Raw genomic sequence first — 18,931 nt, forward strand, 5'->3', positions numbered from 1 at the left:
TGAAATAAAAAAACGCACCGCCCTTTTCAGGACTGCCCTCCTCCACCAGTCCTGAAAATGACGGTGACTAAGAAATTTCTCTGTTGTAAAGATCGGCCCAACGGCAAGGTAGAAACAAGTGAAAAACACAAAATCCGGAGGGAAAATAACGACGATAATATGATGAAAACGGCAGAATTCTTCGTTGTAAAAATGAAGGTCCGGGAGTTAAAAGGAAGGGCTTCTGAATTTTTCCGGTTGAGCCATCAATTCTTTGTCTGCATTTGCATAGATCTGCTTCTTTTTGTTTTCATACCACCATTTCGGAGCAGTCTTTTTCATCAGTGTATCGATACTGCGCATTCCGAACAGGTTCCACACCCCTTTCAATTTGCCACTTAAGGAAGGCTGCAATGCGCGAAGGCTCATCGCGAAGCCACTGTCGAGATATTCCATGTGATGCCAGTAACCTGCCGGCATAAAAAGCGTATCTCCGTGTTCAAGTATCAGATCGAAACCCTGCGCAAGCTTCAGCGCGGGAAATGAATGATAATCCGGAGTGCCGTTTCCTTCATAGTAGTGGGAAAAATCTGCGAGGCTCAATACTTCAAATGGCTTACGGTAAAGTTTATGTTGTTCATGATGCGGGAATATCAGCACTCTTTTTCTGCCAACAAACTGAGTGTGCATGATATGAGACAGATCGATATCAAAGTGCATGTGCGTGATACTGCTTGCGCCACCGGTGAACAACATCGGATATTTTTTTACAAAGCCTTTCATCAGATGTTCGGGCCAGGTAAAATCGTTGATCAACTGTGGTGCATGATCAAAAATATTAAAGAGGAAGATCCGCCAGGCGGCAGGTCCCGCACTTATCATATCTATATATTCCCCGAATGATTTGTAATCATCTGCTTTATTAATTGGCGTGTAAGCGTCGCTTTTAACATTGTTGTAAAGAGGAACCTGCTTATCTCCGACCAGTTGTTTGAAGTACTCCCAGTTCCATTTTGTGAAAGCGGGCCAGTTATGAGACAGATTTTTAATCACCACAGGAATACCGGGGTCATAAAATTCTTTTTTGAAGATTTCTGGCGTAATCGAATTTAGAGTAGTAACCGGCTTTAACAGCATACACTATGATTTATCACCTGATTCAACTGGAAAAATAGAAATTGTAGGTCAATTAGCAATCAACTACTCGCAAATTTGGCAAAACACTTGTAGATTTGGCTAAGAGGGGAATGGGAGGAGAAAGAAGATTGTTGAGGAACGCTGCTCAGTTTTCCTGGCAAGTTGACCGCGAAATAGCCGGACCCTATTAAAAACCGTTGATCCATGTTACTGCACATCCATCCACAGAATCCGCAACCGCGTCAGATCAAAACAGCGGTCGAAACTTTACAGAATGGCGGCGTTATAATCTACCCGACTGATACAATTTATGGGTTAGGTTGTGATATATTACAACATAAAGCTATAGAAAGGATCTGCAGGATCAAAAAAGTTGAGCCGAAGAAAGCCCAGCTGTCATTTATTTGTTCTGACCTGAGTCATTTGAGCGAGTATGCCAAGCAGATGCCCACCGCAACCTATCGCCTGCTGAAAGAATATTTGCCCGGACCATACACCTTCATTCTGCCGGCAAGTAAAATGGTGCCGAAGATCCTGCAAAGTAAAAAAGATACGATCGGATTGAGGATCCCTGACAATGAGATCGCACTCGCGATCATCAGAGAACTCGGACGTCCTATACTCAGTGCTTCGCTTCCTGGCGACATGGTGGAAGACTATACGGATCCCGAAATAATGCAAGAGAATTTTCATCGCGAAGTGGATATTGTAGTGGATGGTGGCATTGGCGGAACAGTTCCTTCAACCATCATCGACTGCACCGGAGATGAACCTGTCATGACAAGACAGGGACTTGGCAAATGGGAAGAATAAAAAAAGCACCGCCCTGTGAGAGGCGATGCGTAAACCCAAGCTATGCAACTACACTATTGAGATGATCTATGAACGCTTCCTGTTGTTATGATGGAAACGGTATTTCATATGACGGTCATGCTGTTTCATCTTATACAATTTCCTTTTTTCTCCACGTGACATATGGCCATCGCGTTTGAATTTTCGTTCGGTGCGATTGTAATCCACTTTGTTTTTATGAAGCTTGAATCGTTCACCACGAGTGAGCTGACCTGTCTCGAAACGATGTTTGTCTGGGCGAACATCTCTGCCTTTCTGCGCAGAAGCGGCAACTGTAAAAAGGGTGAAAATGGTTCCTAATAAGAGTAACTTTTTCATGGCTGTGAAATTTTGTTGTTGTGTAATGTTGTTTAAGTATAAGACAGGATGTGGAAGGGAGAGTTTAATGGAGGCATAGTCCTTTAACCTTATTTAACTAAGAGGGAAATGATGGAAGAACGGGAAGGAAGTGTTGGGGTTTCTTTAACAGAAAGACAGTCAGGTTATAGAGAAGATGTAGACGCTTCGGAAGGGAAAAGATTTAATTGATCGGGAAGTAAGCGGAAGCTTTTGCGGTGATATTTGCAGATCCCGTATTGCTCCAGGGCTTTGCGGTGTTCGAGAGTTCCATAGCCTTTGTTGTTGTTCCAGCCATAGAAAGGATACTCCTGGTGGAGCCTGAGCATGTATTCGTCGCGATATGTTTTCGCGAGGATACTTGCTGCAGCGATGGACGTGTAGAGTCCATCGCCTTTGATGATACATTCGTGTGGAATGTTCTTGTATTTATAAAAACGATTGCCATCGATAAGAAGCATGCCGGGAGCTTCGGGAAGCTGATCGATTGCGAGATGCATTGCTTTGAAGGATGCTTTGAGAATATTGATCGAGTCGATCTCATTATTGTCTACGCTGGCGACAGCGTAAGAGATGGCCTTTTCTTCAATGATATATCTCAACTCTGTACGATTTTCCGCTGTAACCTGTTTTGAGTCGTTCAGCAGTTTATGCCTGAAGTTTTTTGGCAGGATAACGGCAGCAGCGAATACGGGCCCCGCATAGCAACCGCGCCCGGCTTCGTCACAGCCCGCCTCTGTTAATGTACTTTGGTAAAACTTTTTCAGCATTCCGGGAACGAAATTAGGAAGATGCGGGAAAAATTGAAAGCGAAGTTATTCAGAGCATCCTTCGCCCGGGCTACGGGTGCCGGGAAAAGACGGTGGATGACAGACAACCGATCGCAGACGGTTCCTATTCCAACCAATTTTCCTGATGAAAATCATTTTTCGCCTCCGTCAACGTCCTAACTTTGCGCCGTGGTAAAGAATCATCAACAATATATACGCTATACCTGGTTTTTGCTGGTAATGGTCTTCCTGGTAATTATTGCAGGAGGGGTTGTAAGAATGACGCAAAGCGGCATGGGGTGTCCTGACTGGCCGCGTTGCTTTGGGCGTTGGGTACCGCCAACAGATGCAAGTCAGCTTCCACCGGATTTTGAGAAGTACCTTGGCAAACAGGATATCGACCACACCTTCAATGCGTACCATACCTGGATAGAATATATCAACCGCCTCCTCGGGGCATTACTGGGCGTATTTATTTTTATCCATTTCATCTGGAGTTTTGTACGCTTCAGAAAAAACCATAAGGCCATTGTCTGGCTATCGTTCTTCCTGCTCATCACAACGGGTTTTCAGGGATGGCTTGGCAAAAAAGTGGTTGATCATAACCTGGCAGTAGTTAAGGTAACCATTCACATGCTGGTTGCGTTACTGATCGCGGCAATTCCTTTAATAATAATACATCTTGTAAAGAAGAGAGAAAGATCAGCAGCAGGGGGGGCATCGCGGGACGGCGTTTCCGGCAATTGGCTGAAATATCTGACAACAGGAGCTGTAGTTGTCTTATTGATACAGATTGTCCTGGGTACGCAGGTAAGGGAGCAGATTGATGAGATCTCAAAATCGCTGGGCTACCAGGAAAGGGAAGTCTGGATCAGTCGTCTTGACCAGGCATTTCTCATACATCGCAGTTTTTCCTGGCTGGTGCTCGCAATATGTATTGCGATCATGTGGAAAGCAAGGCCCTATCCCGCTTTGCAGAAGGATTCCCGGCTGATCTTGCTACTGGTTCTGGCTACCGTCGGACTTGGTTTGATCATGATGTGGGCCGCCATTCCTGCATGGGCTCAGCCGGCACATTTACTGCTTGCGAGTATGTTGGTCCTGGCTGTTTTTAATCTTAGATTAAGGTTAAAATAAGCCCACGCTATGACTATACACCTTAAATGAGTAATTTAGCCGTCACCAAGCTACCTTACTCATGAAAGCATGGCTTAGAGGCTTTTATTATTCTTTTCCCGTTCAACTACTGTTTCTCCATTTCAGGAAGTATCAGATATTACTTGTATTCTGGTTTATCCTGTTTGCCACAGTAAGTGGCTATTTCATGAAAGGGTTTGGAGCAGACTCGCTTTACCTTGCACCGGAATATTTAGGGAACGTAAATGCGGTGAGCACTGCCCTGGTCGGCCTTTCTATCGGAATGTTCATCATGAGTTGGAACATCAGTACGTTTGTACTATTCAGTAAGCACTTCCGTTTTCTTGCCGCCACGACCAATCCCTTTTTAAAATACTGTATTAATAACACGGTCATTCCGCTGATCTTTCTTGCATTTTACTTTTTTCATGCATATGAACATACGAGGTATAAAGAACTGGTCAGCCCGGTAGAAATCCTGTTTCTGGCAGGAGGTTTCGCCTGCGGACTGATCCTGATCCTTGCCATTTCGTTTATTTACTTTTTCAGGGCAGACAGATCGATCCTTCGACGTTTATTTCCCAAAATGACGAATCCTGATGATTATATCACCCATCTGCTTCCGGTCAAAGAAACTTATCATACAGACAGCCTGATCCATGTTGAATGGTACTTTGATTCACCTGTGCGCCTAAGACCTACACGGGATGTAAGACATTACACACCGGAATTCATCGGATCACTCTTCAAACGCCATCACTTTGCCGCTATACTTTGCGTATTTGTTGCCTTCATATTCCTGATCGGTATCGGCTTTTTTCTTGAATCGCCGGTTTTCCAGATCCCTGCTGCGGCCAGCATTACGATCTTCTTTTCGATCCTGATCGGCGTAGCTGGTGCATTCTCCTATTTTCTGCAAAGCTGGAGTATTCCTTATCTGATCGGTTTGTTGCTGCTCGTAAACTTCTTCTATAAGATAGACTGGATCGATCCCCGCAACAAAGGCTACGGATTGAATTATCAGAACGTCACAGAGCGGCCCACTTATACCCGGGAAGGGTTGTTGAAGATCTGTACGCCGGAAAAGGTTGATGCCGACCGGAGGAACATGATCAGCATTCTTAATAAATGGAAGGCGAAGCAGGACACAGACCTGCCCTACCTTGTAATGCTGAACACGAGTGGCGGAGGGCATCGTAGTGCGACATTTACCATGAGCATACTGCAACAGCTGGACAGCCTTACGAATGGTAAGATCATGAAGAATATCTTCCTGATCAATGGCGCTTCGGGAGGAATGATCGGCGCAACGTATTTCAGAGAACTTTTTCTGCAAAAACAAAAAGGAAAAAATATCCGTTTGCAGGATAGAAAATATGTGGATGATATCGCAAGCGATGTCTTGAATCCGTTATTCTCTTCATTTGTTGCGCGTGATCTGCTTGCTCCGGCACAGAAATTTACTTCGAACGGGTTTACTTATGTAAAGGATCGCGGCTATGCTTTCGAGGAGAGGCTTAATCTGAATACACATGGCCTGCTGGACAAGGAGATCAGTGATTATGCACAGGATGAAAAGAATGCGAATATCCCATTGATGTTTTTTAATTCGGTGGTGACACGAGACAGCCGTAAAATGCTGATCAGTACACAGCCGGTAAGCTTTATGATGCAGGGCTGGCAGGATACTACACGGATCCCTGAAATGGATCCGGATGTTATCGACTTTGGCGCATTCTTCAGCAAGCAGGATCCGTACGGTTTGCGTGTGCTGTCTGCGTTACGGATGAATGCCACTTTCCCGATCGTGTTGCCAAACGTATGGCTTCCTTCCGAACCGGTTGTGGATGTAATGGATGCAGGTCTGCGTGATAACTATGGACAGGAAACAAATCTTCGTTTCCTTGAAGCCTTTGATGACTGGATACAGGAAAACACGGCCGGCGTGCTGATCATCCAGGTTCGTGACCGCAGTCCGGGAGGATGGGAGAATCCTTATCTATCTGATGATATCACCGATCATGCGACGAAGCCATTCCTGTTATTGCAGCATAACTGGTTCAAGATGATGGAATATTTCCAGAATGATATGCTGAGCTATTATGGCGAACATCCAGGAAGGAAAGTGAATAAGATCCTGTTCCAGTATGCGGCAGCGAATGAAGAGAATAAGGCAGCCCTCAATTTCCATTTGGGAAAAAGAGAGAAACTGGATATTATCTCCTCAGTACGCTCACAAGCGAATCAGGTGAATGTTAAGAAACTGCTGGAGTTGCTGAAGCAGAATAACAAATGATCTTCAGGAGAAATGATCATTTTCTCCTGGCAAAAATGTCTTTGGGGATGCGGCCTTCCTGCATGCCGCGTAAGATGCTGTCAGCGATCTTTTTTGCGGCGGCAGTTCTTTCAGGAAATACGCTTTTTCCGTTTGTCAATTGTAAAATAGCAAGGAGTCCTCTTTCTTCCTCCTCTGTTAGCGGATCAGCAGGGTTTAGTTTTTTAGTAGGCCGATTTCTTTTTTCCATACAGGTAAATTTAAATTTTTTTAATAAATATTGATCGATAAGAAATTCCAATTTGAAAGGGCTCAAAAGTCATCTGCTCATCCCATGAAAACCTGCTTCCAAAAAAGCGGTATGCACCTGATAAAGAATCATAATTCTTTTCGACATATTTTTTATAGATATTAATCCGCCGATTTTCATTGCGGCAAAGACCGTCACAATTTTTGGTACAGGATATTCGGCATCTACTCACATATTGTTCGCCCGAATCGCTTCCTGAAATCATCAGCAGCGCGTTAGGTTCAAGCGAGAAAAATAGCGGTATGGACGATAATATCGTATTGAAAACTTTGAACACGTCTCCATTATTACTGACCTCTCCATCCAAAACTTTTCTTTCAAACTTATTATATGTCCCAAATCCGAGATTAAAAATATCAAACTCTTCTGTTCTGGATATCAGACTATACTCTATAATCTTAGGTATTTTCTCTCTGCCTAAACTTTTAAACGTAAAAAAAATAGCAGACTCCAGTTCAAGCATCCTCAGGTTATATCTCGCTCCAATTCCCATTTTCCAAGTGCCATATAGCTATAGCAAATTGGATAAAATCGAAGGGAATGCCTCGTGATCTTCCTCAGCAGTTCGCGTTTTTTTAATCAAATTTCAACGAGCAAAAAAAACAGATTATGAGCAATAAAAAAGCGCAGACAATTCTGCGCTTTTTCTATACAAATTTGTATTTGATTATTCTTCCTCTACCATCTGCAATAGCCGGAAACATTTTTTCTTTATCACAATATCCAAACTCTCAGGGGTCTCTGCCGGATCTCCATCAATATGTAGCGGAGCTTCTCCAATATTTTTAATAGACAAATGATCTGTTTGAAAATAGATCACGGCCTTCTCCGTATTAATAGCCGAAATAGGTTGCAGCTTTATCTTGCCCATTACCTGACGGAATGTTTGCAACAGTAAACTCAGTTTGCTTTGTTCTGTTACAATAACAATATCGAGCTTGCCATCACTCAAACTTGCTTTTGGTGCGATCGTAAAATTGTTGCCAAACTGGTTACTGTTCGCAACACTTATAAAAAACGCATCCGTCTTAAATTTACGCTCATGAATTTTTAATTCGAATGTATAGCTTGAGGCAGAAAAGAAATTCTTTACCACTTCTTTGATATAGGTGGTCAAACCGCGCTTGGGTTGCTGTGCAAAATCATGGGCTACTTTGGCATCGAATCCGAGACCGCACAGCATGCACGCGAAATGTTTATTTATATAAAAACCATCGGAGAGAACGGCCTTGCCATAGAAAACAACATCAAGCGCTTTCTGCGGATTTTTCGGAATGCCAGCTGCATAGGCAAGTCCATTTCCGGAGCCGCAGGGGATAATGCCAAAGTTCAGCCGGTAATCCATCAGGCTTGCAACAACCTGGCTGACCGTTCCGTCACCTCCTGCCACCACTACATCCGTTACATTATTCTCCTCTATATAACTATTTAAAAAACTATAATCGCCGCTGGCCACGGATGGAAAGATCTGGTAAGGGATACCCTGTTCAGCTGTCTTTTTCTCTATCAGCTTCCGGAGATCCTTTTTGGTCCTGGTGCCGGAAATGGGATTGACGATGTACAATATATGTCGGGCCATAAGGCTGCAAAGCTAAGATTACCATCGCAATAAAGCGCTACCCCAGGTAAAGCCGCTGCCAAAAGCTGCGAGACAAACGAGGTTTCCCTCCTGGATCTTACCCATCTCCCAGGCTTCGCAGAGCGCGATGGGAACGGAAGCGGCGGTTGTATTCCCATACTTCTGGATATTATTATGTACCTGGTGATCCTTGAGTTGCAATAGCTGCTGCACGTATTGTGCGATCCGCAGGTTGGCCTGATGCGGGATCAGCATATCGATGTCGGATGGTTTCAGTCCATTTTCGTTCAGCGCTTCCATAATTACCTCAGGAAATTTGACGATCGCTTTTTTGAAGACTGCCGGTCCGTCCATATTCGGGTAGAGATCATCTTTCTTCAGCAGGTCGTCTGTAATGAACATACCGCCGAATGGTTGATCGGGTTGAATGGGTTTTTTATCATCCCAGAACTTTCCTGCATGAAATCCGGGATTGGGCATACTTAATAGTTCTGCGTCATTTCCATCGCTGTGAAGATGCGTGCTTAAAATGCCCTGGTTATCTTTTTCGGTTGGCTGCAGGATAACTGCCCCGGCACCGTCTCCAAAGATCACCGATACGTTCCGGCCCCTGGTACTAAAGTCGAGGGCATAGGAATGTGTCTCCGATCCGATCAACAGGATATTCTTATACATGCCGGTTTTAATGAACTGGTCGGCAATACTGATACCATATAAAAAGCCGCTGCATTGATTGCGTACATCCAGCGCCCCGATCTCTTTCATTCCAAGGATCCGCTGCACCAGCACACCGCAGCCGGGAAAATAATAGTCCGGGCTCAACGTGGCAAAAATGATAAAGTCGACATCCGCAGCCGTAATTCCTGCCCTTTCCATCGCAATCTTTGCGGCTTCAGCACCCATTGTTGCGGTTGTATCCTCAAAGCGGGTTGCAAAACGACGCTCTTTGATCCCCGTTCTTTCCTGTATCCATGCATCATTTGTGTCCATTACCTGCTTCAGGTCATCATTTTTCACAACATTTTCGGGAACATACATTCCTATTCCGCCTATTCTTGTACGTGGCATAGCAATCTTTTAGGCAATTTAGGAAGAAAATGCAACTGTTTCAAAGTGAACCAATGCAGGTCGTTGTCCGTTGCCCGTTCAGCGTTGTCCGACCCGGCATAAAAGTGGGACTATCTTTGCGTGAGTGTACTCCGGACAACGATGAACGGGCAACGGGCAACGATCCTAGGCATGATATTTTCTAAATACCAATACATCCCTTTGATTCCCGGACAAGCATACTGAATGGAGCAAGCACCAAAGAAAAGAAGCATTGGCAAACGTATACTACGGATAGTTCTAAAGACTGTCATGTGGATTTTTTTGCTCATAGTTGTCGTATTCCTACTGATACTCACGCCACCTGTGCAGCGGTTTATCACGGGAAAAGCAACTAATTATCTTGAAAATAAACTGCACACCCGTGTTGAGATCGGACGGTTGTTCATCACGCTTTCCGGTAAGATAGCCATCGATGATATTTATCTGGAAGATCAGTCGAAAGACACATTGATCTCGGCGGGAAAGATCAGGGTTAATATGAGTTTCAGAAAATTACTGTTCGGTGACAAGAAACTTCAGATCAATAGCGTCCTGCTCGAAGATGCGACTGCCAAAATAAAGCGACAGTTACCCGACACAACTTTTAACTTCCAGTTCATCGCCGATGCCTTCGGTGGGAGTTCGCCCGATTCAATAAAAACAACTGATACCACAGCAGGTATGCCCGTCGATATCGGATCAGTCGAGCTGAACCGGATCCGGTTTGTATACAAAGACATTGTTAGTGGCAATGATGTGGAGACCGGCCTCGGGCATTTCTTTACGAGGATCGATAAGTTTGACCTCGATAAAATGCATTTTATCATCCCCCGTACGTCTATTCAGGAACTGGATGCCAGGGTGATCCAAACCACGCCACTGGTCATTATTCCGGAAGAAGAAATACAGGAAGTAAAAACCGAGAATGCAGGATCAACCGCTCCCATGCTTCAGATTGAATTTACCGAAATAGATCTGCAGAAATCAAAAGTTGATTACAGGGACAGTGTTAATGCAATGTTTGCCTCTGTTGATCTTGGAAAGCTAAATATCCGGCCCAAAAAGCTGGATCTGGGTAATATCAACTTCGATCTCGGAGATATCCTTTTGCAGCAAACAAAGGCCAGCATCCAGATGGGAAAAAAAGCCGGGGCAAATACAAACGCAAAAGGCAAGAACACTGCGCCCGATACCGCATCAGGAAAGACGCCCATCCGCTTTGCAGTCAATTCCCTTCAACTGGATCAGGTTGCAGTTAAGTTTGATGATGATAACATGCCCCGTCAATCGTATGGAATGGACTATCTGCATTTGAATGCTGCCATCCCTGAGCTTGATGTAGATCGCTTTGTGTTTACCAATGACTCGATCTCAGGGGTCATTGCGAAAGCATCTATGAAAGAACAAAGCGGGTTTCAGCTGGACCAGTTAAAAGCAGATTTCCTTTATACAAATAACCAGGCATACATACATGATCTCTATCTCAAAACACCGGGAACTGAGATCAAAAGAGATATTGCTATCCGTTATGCATCCATTGAATCACTTGCTGAAAATATCGGCAACCTTCAGATCGATGCAGATATCGACGGAAGCAAGATCCAGGTGAAAGATGTGCTAACCTTTGTGCCAATGCTTCGCGAGCAGCCTGCTTTTTCTTCACCTGATGCAACCTGGTATCTCGATAGTAAGATCGAAGGCCGTGTTTCTGATCTGCGGATCGAGCGGCTTAAGATCGCCGGATTTGCAGACACGCGTGTTGATGTTTCCGGAAGGATCACCGGTTTACCCGAAGCCAATAAGATCCAGGCAAATCTTGCCATACGCGAACTCTCCAGCAGCCGCCGGGATATCATGTCTTTTTTACCGAAAGGAACTTTGCCATCCAATATCGCGCTGCCAAACAGGATGAATCTTGCAGGAACCATCAGAGGAAATGGTTCGCAAATGAATACCGACCTGTTGCTGACCACCGATATGGGAAACGTTTCTGTTAAAGGCCTGCTGAGTGAATACGGTAATGCCCAGCGTGCGAAATATGATCTCGTATTAAGAACTTCAGGTCTTAACCTGAATGCGCTTATGAAGGATACTGCCTATGGACCAGTAAATCTTTCTCTCACCGCAAAAGGGCGTGGTTATGATATGAAAACAGCCAACGCCACTATCAAAGGACAACTTCATTCCGCCACCTATAATAAATATGTTTATAAGGATCTGCTGATTGATGGTGAGATCGCCAATCAGCAACTGACAGCAAAAGCGACCATGCAGGATCCGAACATCCATTTTGCCATGGATGCATCGGCCAATCTTTCACAACAGTATCCCACAGCTGTGAAACTGGAATTGATGGTAGATAGCGTGAAGGCACATCAGCTGCATTTAACTCCGGACGTTCTTACCTATCATGGAAAAGTAAGTGCTGATTTTGCGACAGTGAACCCCGACGACCTGGATGGAAAATTGTTCGTTACGGAATCTGTACTTGTGCAAGGAGAACGACGTATACAACTTGACACGATCCAGCTGCTTGCAGGAAGATCAGAAGGAGGAAACTATGTGCAGTTCAACAGTGATATTGTAAATGCCCGGATGCAGGGAAAATACCGACTTACTCAACTGGGCGATGTATTTATGCAGACCATAGATAAGTACTACGCCATGTCCGGTCCGGAAAAAACAGCTCCTGCATCCAAACCTGAGCCTTACGATTTTACGCTTAACGCGTATGTGGTGGATAAACCCTTGCTGCGCTCGCTTGTTCCGGGTCTGCAAAAAATTAAAGGAACGGCATTGGAAGCGCGGTTCTCTTCTGAACAGGAAGCAAAGGCAATGCTGAAGTCTGACGAGATCCTGATCGGTGCAAACCATATTCAGAATCTCCGTATGGACATTAATACAGCCGATTCTGGTTTAACAGTAAGGCTGGGGGCTCAACAGATAAAGGTCGGCAGCAGTCTGCTGCTTGACAGTACCGTACTGAACGCAACTGTACTTAACAATATCATCGATTTTGATCTGGGAATAAAAGATAAAGAAGCAAAAGACAGGTACGCGATCGGCGGTAAACTGGAACAGGCTTCGAATGGAGACCTCCTATTCTCCCTTAACCCCAATGATCTGCTACTTAATTATGATCCATGGCAGGTGGCACAGCAGAACAAAATTGTTGTTGCATCGGCAGGAGGCTTCTATGCCACAGACTTTACATTGAGCAGAACCGGTCAGCAATTGAGTATTAACAGTAACACTCCTGCTCCCACATCACCGATGAAAGTCAGCTTTAAAGACTTCCGCATCGGAACAATCACGGAGATCGCCATGTCTGATTCTATGATGATGGATGGCGTACTGAATGGGGATGTGGAACTGCAGAACCTGACCACTCAGCCTTTGTTTACGGGAAACCTGAATGTTCGTGATTTCAGTTATCACAAAGACACATTGGGTAATATCGACGTAAAAGTAAATAACAATAATCCTGACGTTTACCAGGCGAACATCTCTCTGAGCGGAAAAGGGAATGATGTGGCCATTGACGGAAGTTTTAATGCAAAGGCATCAAGTTTTGATGCGGTCATTGACCTGAAGCAGTTTCCAATGAAAACCGCAGAGATCCTTTCCGGCGGTATGCTGAGGGATACAAAAGGAAATCTGGACGGCCGATTCAAAGTGGCCGGCACTACTACAAAACCAACTGTGACCGGCGCCCTTAATTTCAAGCAGGTTGGTCTGAATGTGGCAATGCTGAACAACTATTTCAACATAGAGAATGAAAAGCTGGAGATCACAGAGCAGGGCCTTCGTTTCAACCGGTTCCAGGTGAAAGATTCTGCGGGAAATCCGTTGACGTTGAATGGAGCCATCACTACAAAAGATTACACAGCATTTGCATTTGATCTGGATATCCGCGCAAATGATTTCCGTGCATTGAACAGTACAAAGAAGGATAATAAACTCTTCTATGGCCAGCTTTATTTTAACACCAATCTTAAAGTGACAGGTACTGATAAGGCGCCAAAGGTTGACGGCCGCCTGGCAGTAAATGATAAAACGAAAATGACCATTGTTTTACCGCAGCCTGATCCGGGTGTTGTAAACAGAGAGGGTATTATCGAGTTTGTGGATTTTGATGCGCCGGTTGATGACTCTCTCTTCATGGTCGCATATGACTCGCTCAATACATCCACATATACAGGAATGGATGTGTCTCTTAATATACAGGTAGACAGAGCTGCAGACTTCTCACTGGTGATTGACGAATCAAATGGTGACATGCTGAACATAAGAGGAGAAGCCGATCTGAACGCAGGTATTGACCCAAGTGGAAAGATAAATATGACGGGGGTGTACGAAGTGGAAGGAGGAAGTTATCAACTTTCACTGAACGTCTTAAAAAGAAAGTTTGATATTCAAAAAGGCAGTAAGATCACCTGGGAAGGAGAGCCGACTTCTGCAAATGTTGATATCACCGCGATCTATACATCAAAGGCTGCGCCTTTTGATCTGGTAAAAGGTCTTATTGATGATGAAAGCGCACGTAACCTTTATCTTCAGCGCATTCCGTTTGATGTTCACCTCAATATGCAGGGAGAGCTCCTGAAGCCGGATATCAGCTTCGACATTACTCTCCCGGAAAACAGGAGCTATGGTGTTCAGGGAGACGTGATCACGCTCACAAGAACACAACTTGAGACATTGCGTCAGCAACCCGGAGAAATGAATAAACAGGTCTTTTCATTGTTATTAATGAACCGGTTTGTGCCGGAGAATCCATTCTCGCTTGCTTCCGGCGGCGGCGGCTCGAATAATCTCATCAAACAAAGTGTGAGTGCGTTGATGGCAGATCAGTTGAACCGTCTGGCAGAAGGCTTGGTTGATGGCGTGGATATCAATTTTGGTATAGAATCTTCAGATGATTATACAAGCGGAACAAGGGAAGACAGAACAGATCTGAACGTCGGTGTATCCAAGCGTTTACTGGATGATCGTCTGACGGTCACGGTCGGTAGTGATATTACCCTCGAAGGTCCACAGGCTTCCAATAATTCCTCCATGATAGGCGGGAATGTGGCTGTTGACTATGCATTAAGCCGGGATGGACGCTATAAACTTCGTGCTTACGTAAATAATGATTACCAGGGTGTGATCGATGGATATGTAACCGAGACAGGCGTTGGTTTTATTATCACGGTCGACTATAATAGATTCAAACAGATATTCCAGAGTAAAAAGAAACGGGACGAAGAAAGGGAAAGACGCAGGCAGCAACGCTTACGTGAGCAGCAAAGTCAGGAAGGTGAGCAGAAAAAGGAATCCGCACCAACTTCGCCGGCACGTAAACCAGAATCAGGATCGGAATAAACCAAACGCATGATGTTTCGAAAGGCTAAATACTTTTATCTTCTTATTTCCTGCGCCATCATTGGCGGTGCCTGTAATAATCTTAAAAAGATTCCTGCAGGGGATGCATTGTATACAGGTGCAACAGTTAAGATTGACAGCACAGAGCTCTCCAAAAAGAAAAAGAAATCACTTGAGAGTGAGCTGCATTCTCTTGTGCGGCCGAAGCCGAACAAAAAAATACTGGGCATGCGGTTCAAGCTGTCTATGTACAATCTCGCCGGAAATCCAAAGAAGGAAACTTCCCTGCGCGGGTGGTTAAAGAATAAAATGGGAGAACCGCCGGTTCTGCTAAGTGATGTCAACGTTGAAAGAAATATCCAGGTATTGCAAAGTACGCTGGAAAATACAGGGTATTTCAAGGCTGTGGTGGAGGGCGACACTACCATCGATGGTAAAACCGCCACCGCACAGTACACCGTTCAAACAGGGATTCAATATAAGAACCGTAATGTTTTTTTCGATACTTCCGGCCTGATCCAGAAGGCTATTGCAGAAGACAGTTCAATCTCTTTACTAAAAAAAGGAGATCCGTTTGACCTGGCAGCTATTAAGAGCGAGCGGATCCGTATCGATGGCATACTGAAAGAAAAAGGATACTATTTCTTTGATCCCAACTTTATTATCGTTCAAACGGATACAACGGCGGGCAATAACCAGGTTGATCTGAAAGTTAAGGTCAAACCCGGTATTGCGCCAACATCATTGCAGCCTTATACGATCAATGATATTTTCTTTTTTCCGACTTTCCGTCCAAACACAGGCAGTGGAAATGCAAACGCAAATGCCAACGCCATGGATACATCGAAAAAGGATATGATATTCTATGACGGCTATTATGTCCTTGACAGGCAAAAGCAATATAAGCCGCGCATCTTTGAAGATGCAATTCAATTCCATAAAGGAGAATTATACAACCGGACGGATCATAGTGCAACCGTCAGCAGATTGGTAAACCTTGGGTTATTCCGTTTTGTCAGAAACCGTATGGAGCCTGTTCCAGGAGATTCAGCAAAACTTAATGTGTATTATTACATGACGCCAATGCAGCGTCAGTCTTTAAGAGCTGAAATAAACGGCAGTACCAAATCGAACAACCTTACCGGTTCTTCAATTACGCTGGGATGGAGAAAGCGAAACACTTTCCATGGCGGCGAATTGTTGTCTATTGATGCAACCGGAGGTTTTGAGGTGCAGGTGGGTGGACAATTGCGCGGTTACAATACATTCCGGTATGGATTGAGGTCGACACTCTCGATTCCAAGATTTGTTGTTCCTTTTATTAAATGGAATAATGCCGGCGGTTTTGTGCCAAGAACAGAGATCGCACTTGGCTTTGAAAAGCTCATCCGGAACAAGCTTTATACCATGAACTCCTTCCAGGCTTCATTTGGCTATATCTGGAAAACTGATATAAAGAACGAACAGAAATTCAACCCCATCGCCATCACTTATGTACAACCCGCAAGCATATCAGATCAATACCTGGACAGCGTTGCGAAAAATCCTATTCTTGGAAGAACTATTGCAAAGCAATTTATTCTCGGCGCAACATATAACTATAACTATAGCGAACTCCAGGATAATATTTATAAAACCGGTATTTATTTCAATGGTAATGCTGACGTTTCCGGAAATATTATAGGACTTCTGACAGGTGCTTCAGAAAGCAACCCTAAAAGTATCTTTGACGCACAGTTCTCACAATACATCCGGCTTGAAGCGGATTTCCGTTACTATTTAAAACTGGCGAAATGGACTGTGCTTGCTAACAGGATCATTCTTGGTGGCTCGGTGCCCTATGGCAATTCCCGGTCATTACCATTTGTGAAGCAATTTTTTTCTGGTGGTAATAACAGCTTGCGTGGTTTCAGAAGCCGCTCAGTCGGTCCAGGTACTTACGTAAGTGATACGATCAGTACAGGTTTTCTTCCTGACCAGCCTGGTGATATGAAACTGGAATTGAATACAGAATTGCGTACAAAGCTTTTCAGCATTGTACACGGAGCGATCTTCATCGATGCCGGTAACGTTTGGCTGACCCACGAAGATTCATTAACCGGTGCAGGGTTCAGCAAAAGCTTCCTGAAGGAGCTGGCTGTGGATGCGGGCGTTGGTTTGCGCTTTGATGCATCGTTCCTTGTGTTGCGACTGGATGTAGCGTTCCCTCTGCGTAAGCCATTCCTTCCGGAAGGAGACCGGTGGGTGCTGGATGAAATTAAATTCGGAAGCGGCCCATGGAGAAGGCAGAACCTGATCTTTAATATTGGTATCGGATATCCGTTCTGATTCGGGAGTCCCCCTCTAAATCTCTCCCTTCAGGGGAGACTTAACAATCCTGTTTAAAAAAGTTCAATTCGATATCGTACATAATGTCCGCTATGAAATTGAACTTTCTTTATTAAACGACTTAAAGTCTCTGCTGGAGGGGGAGATTTAGAAAGGCTTCTTTGTGTTACATTTTTATTTCCATCACTTTATGATTCATGCGGCTTTCTTCCGCCATAAAGCACATTACATGACTTTCGATAGAGGCATCTATCGTCGATGTCAACAGGCTGGGATTTTCCTGTGATACAGCCTGTACCCAATCTGCAACCAGCCGCCAGTCGCCACCACCATGACCTTCATTTTTATAATTCTCCACATCCAGCACTTTACTCTCCAGTGTTTTTGATGTGTCTGTACGGAAATCATAGATAGTGAACTTGCTCATATCTCCCTCGATGAAACCCATGCTTCCCATTACGCGGGTTCGTCGGCCACCCCAGGGCGTGAATGCTTCCATGCTGAAGCTGGCGGTGACGTTGTTCTGGAACTGAATATTGGTTGTGTAATGGTCACACTGGTCATTATCCATCCGGTAAACACAACGCCCGTAATTGCTGGTCTTCAGAAACTCCATAATGGCATCACCTTGTTTTTCTTTGTCTTCCGGCAGATCAAAAACATATGTACGTTGTCTTTTACGATAATATTGTTTCAATGCGGAATAGGGGCATGTTTTTTCGACGGAACATCCATCGGTGCAGCGGGCCGTACTTCCCGCAGGGGCATTTTCTTTTTTGAACCATTTCAGATCTCCGAAGGCCTGGATCCTTTGCGATTCTGTGCCAAGCATCCATTTGATGATATCGAGATCGTGACAGGATTTCGCCAGAAGGATCGGCGTGGTCGTTTTGCTATTATGCCAGTTGCCGCGCACGTAAGAATGCGCCATATGTGTATGCTCGATCGGCTCGAGGTGTTGCAGACTGATGACCTCCCCGATCGCGCCGCTTTGCATTAATTCACGAAGCTTGATGAAGTATGGGGCATAGCGAAGCACGTGACAAACAGCCACAACTTTACCTGTTTTCTTGGCTAAGCCAAGTATATCCCGGCACTCTTTTTCTGAAGGAGAAATAGGTTTTTCCAACAGAATATGATAGCCCATTTTCAGAGCGGCCATACATGGTCCGTAGTGCAACTGGTCAGGAGTGGAAATTATCACCGCATCGGCAAACTTTGGTTTCTTGAAAACATCTTCCCAGGTCTTGAACCGGTTTGCATCAGCGATCTTATGTTTTTTTGCGTATCGTTCATTACGAAGGGGAATGGGTTCGGCAACACCCACAATATCCAGCTGCTCCGGGTATTCGACAGAATAGTCACCATACACATTTCCACGGGCTCCCGCGCCAAGCGTGATCGCTGTTACTGGTTTAGCGAGTGGCTTATGCAAAGGGTTATCCGGCAGGATAAGCCTTTCACCGGTTTCTGTTTTTCCCCAGAGTGAAAAAGGGAAAAAGCTGCCACCAACTGTAATTCCAAATGCTTTAAGTAAGTTACGGCGTGACCATCTCGAAGAAGAATACATGAGAAAACAATTTTAGTGAACGGATCCGGATGGTGGTCGGATGAAAGCTGTATTAAAATTAGCCATTAAATATAAAATCACCGATACCACTAACAGATAAATTCACCGGATATGGATTTTTTAAACTCTCTTAACTTTTATATAACTGTGTGACCGGAAATATATTGCCTGTATTAGGAAATCCTAATGTTTGAATACTGGT

General features: G+C 44.6%; 13 protein-coding genes. 5 read left to right on the plus strand and 8 right to left on the minus strand.

Annotation, left to right across the window (positions count from 1 at the left end):
- Positions 1-207: 207 nt before the first annotated feature.
- Positions 208-1,116 carry a cupin-like domain-containing protein gene (locus tag LZZ85_RS02655; protein ID WP_237868381.1) on the minus strand — a complete coding sequence of 303 codons (909 nt, stop codon included), beginning with the start codon at positions 1,114-1,116 and terminating at the stop codon, positions 208-210.
- A gap of 204 nt (positions 1,117-1,320) precedes the next feature.
- Between LZZ85_RS02655 and LZZ85_RS02660 the strand changes: the two genes are divergently transcribed.
- Positions 1,321-1,929 carry an L-threonylcarbamoyladenylate synthase gene (locus LZZ85_RS02660; protein ID WP_237868382.1) on the plus strand — a complete coding sequence of 203 codons (609 nt, stop codon included), beginning with the start codon at positions 1,321-1,323 and terminating at the stop codon, positions 1,927-1,929.
- 66 nt (positions 1,930-1,995) lie between these two features.
- On the opposite strand, the gene LZZ85_RS02665 is transcribed toward LZZ85_RS02660, so the two are convergent.
- Positions 1,996-2,286 carry a hypothetical protein gene (locus LZZ85_RS02665; RefSeq protein WP_237868383.1) on the minus strand — a complete coding sequence of 97 codons (291 nt, stop codon included), beginning with the start codon at positions 2,284-2,286 and terminating at the stop codon, positions 1,996-1,998.
- Between the two features lie 164 nt (positions 2,287-2,450).
- Positions 2,451-3,074, minus strand: a complete 624-nt coding sequence (rnhB, locus tag LZZ85_RS02670) for a ribonuclease HII (RefSeq protein ID WP_237868384.1) — start codon at positions 3,072-3,074, stop codon at positions 2,451-2,453.
- A 189-nt stretch (positions 3,075-3,263) separates the two neighbouring features.
- Here rnhB and LZZ85_RS02675 point away from each other — a divergent pair, with 189 nt between their 5' ends.
- Both LZZ85_RS02675 and LZZ85_RS02680 read left to right on the plus strand, forming a co-directional pair.
- Positions 3,264-4,211 carry a COX15/CtaA family protein gene (locus LZZ85_RS02675; RefSeq protein WP_237868385.1) on the plus strand — a complete coding sequence of 316 codons (948 nt, stop codon included), beginning with the start codon at positions 3,264-3,266 and terminating at the stop codon, positions 4,209-4,211.
- Between the two features lie 61 nt (positions 4,212-4,272).
- Complete coding sequence (locus tag LZZ85_RS02680; protein ID WP_237868386.1) at positions 4,273-6,507, plus strand: hypothetical protein; 2,235 nt, start codon at positions 4,273-4,275, stop codon at positions 6,505-6,507.
- 16 nt (positions 6,508-6,523) lie between these two features.
- Here LZZ85_RS02680 and LZZ85_RS02685 read toward each other — a convergent pair whose 3' ends face one another.
- The 4 genes from LZZ85_RS02685 to LZZ85_RS02700 all read right to left on the minus strand — a co-directional run bounded on the left by LZZ85_RS02685 (position 6,524) and on the right by LZZ85_RS02700 (position 9,443).
- Entirely contained in the window at positions 6,524-6,736 is a 213-nt protein-coding gene (locus LZZ85_RS02685) for a hypothetical protein (RefSeq protein WP_237868387.1), read from the minus strand.
- A 10-nt stretch (positions 6,737-6,746) separates the two neighbouring features.
- Complete coding sequence (locus LZZ85_RS02690; RefSeq protein ID WP_237868388.1) at positions 6,747-7,259, minus strand: DUF6934 family protein; 513 nt, start codon at positions 7,257-7,259, stop codon at positions 6,747-6,749.
- Between the two features lie 204 nt (positions 7,260-7,463).
- The gene (locus LZZ85_RS02695) at positions 7,464-8,375 is read right to left on the minus strand and encodes a diacylglycerol/lipid kinase family protein (RefSeq protein WP_237868389.1); all 912 of its coding nucleotides are present in this window, start codon (positions 8,373-8,375) and stop codon (positions 7,464-7,466) included.
- 18 nt (positions 8,376-8,393) lie between these two features.
- A complete protein-coding gene (locus tag LZZ85_RS02700; RefSeq protein WP_237868390.1) occupies positions 8,394-9,443 on the minus strand; it encodes a 3-oxoacyl-ACP synthase III family protein in 1,050 nt (349 codons plus the stop codon).
- 291 nt (positions 9,444-9,734) lie between these two features.
- Here LZZ85_RS02700 and LZZ85_RS02705 point away from each other — a divergent pair, with 291 nt between their 5' ends.
- Together LZZ85_RS02705 and tamL are read left to right on the plus strand one after the other, a co-directional pair.
- On the plus strand, positions 9,735-14,831 hold the full coding sequence (locus LZZ85_RS02705; RefSeq protein WP_237868391.1) for a translocation/assembly module TamB domain-containing protein: 5,097 nt from the start codon (positions 9,735-9,737) through the stop codon (positions 14,829-14,831).
- A gap of 9 nt (positions 14,832-14,840) precedes the next feature.
- Entirely contained in the window at positions 14,841-17,159 is a 2,319-nt protein-coding gene (gene tamL / locus LZZ85_RS02710; RefSeq protein ID WP_237868392.1) for a translocation and assembly module lipoprotein TamL, read from the plus strand.
- Positions 17,160-17,325: 166 nt separating this feature from the next.
- On the opposite strand, the gene LZZ85_RS02715 is transcribed toward tamL, so the two are convergent.
- On the minus strand, positions 17,326-18,729 hold the full coding sequence (locus LZZ85_RS02715) for a Gfo/Idh/MocA family protein (protein WP_237868393.1): 1,404 nt from the start codon (positions 18,727-18,729) through the stop codon (positions 17,326-17,328).
- Positions 18,730-18,931: the final 202 nt, after the last annotated feature.

It is taken from the genome of Terrimonas ginsenosidimutans (genome assembly GCF_022012415.1).
GTDB lineage: Bacteria > Bacteroidota > Bacteroidia > Chitinophagales > Chitinophagaceae > Terrimonas_A > Terrimonas_A ginsenosidimutans.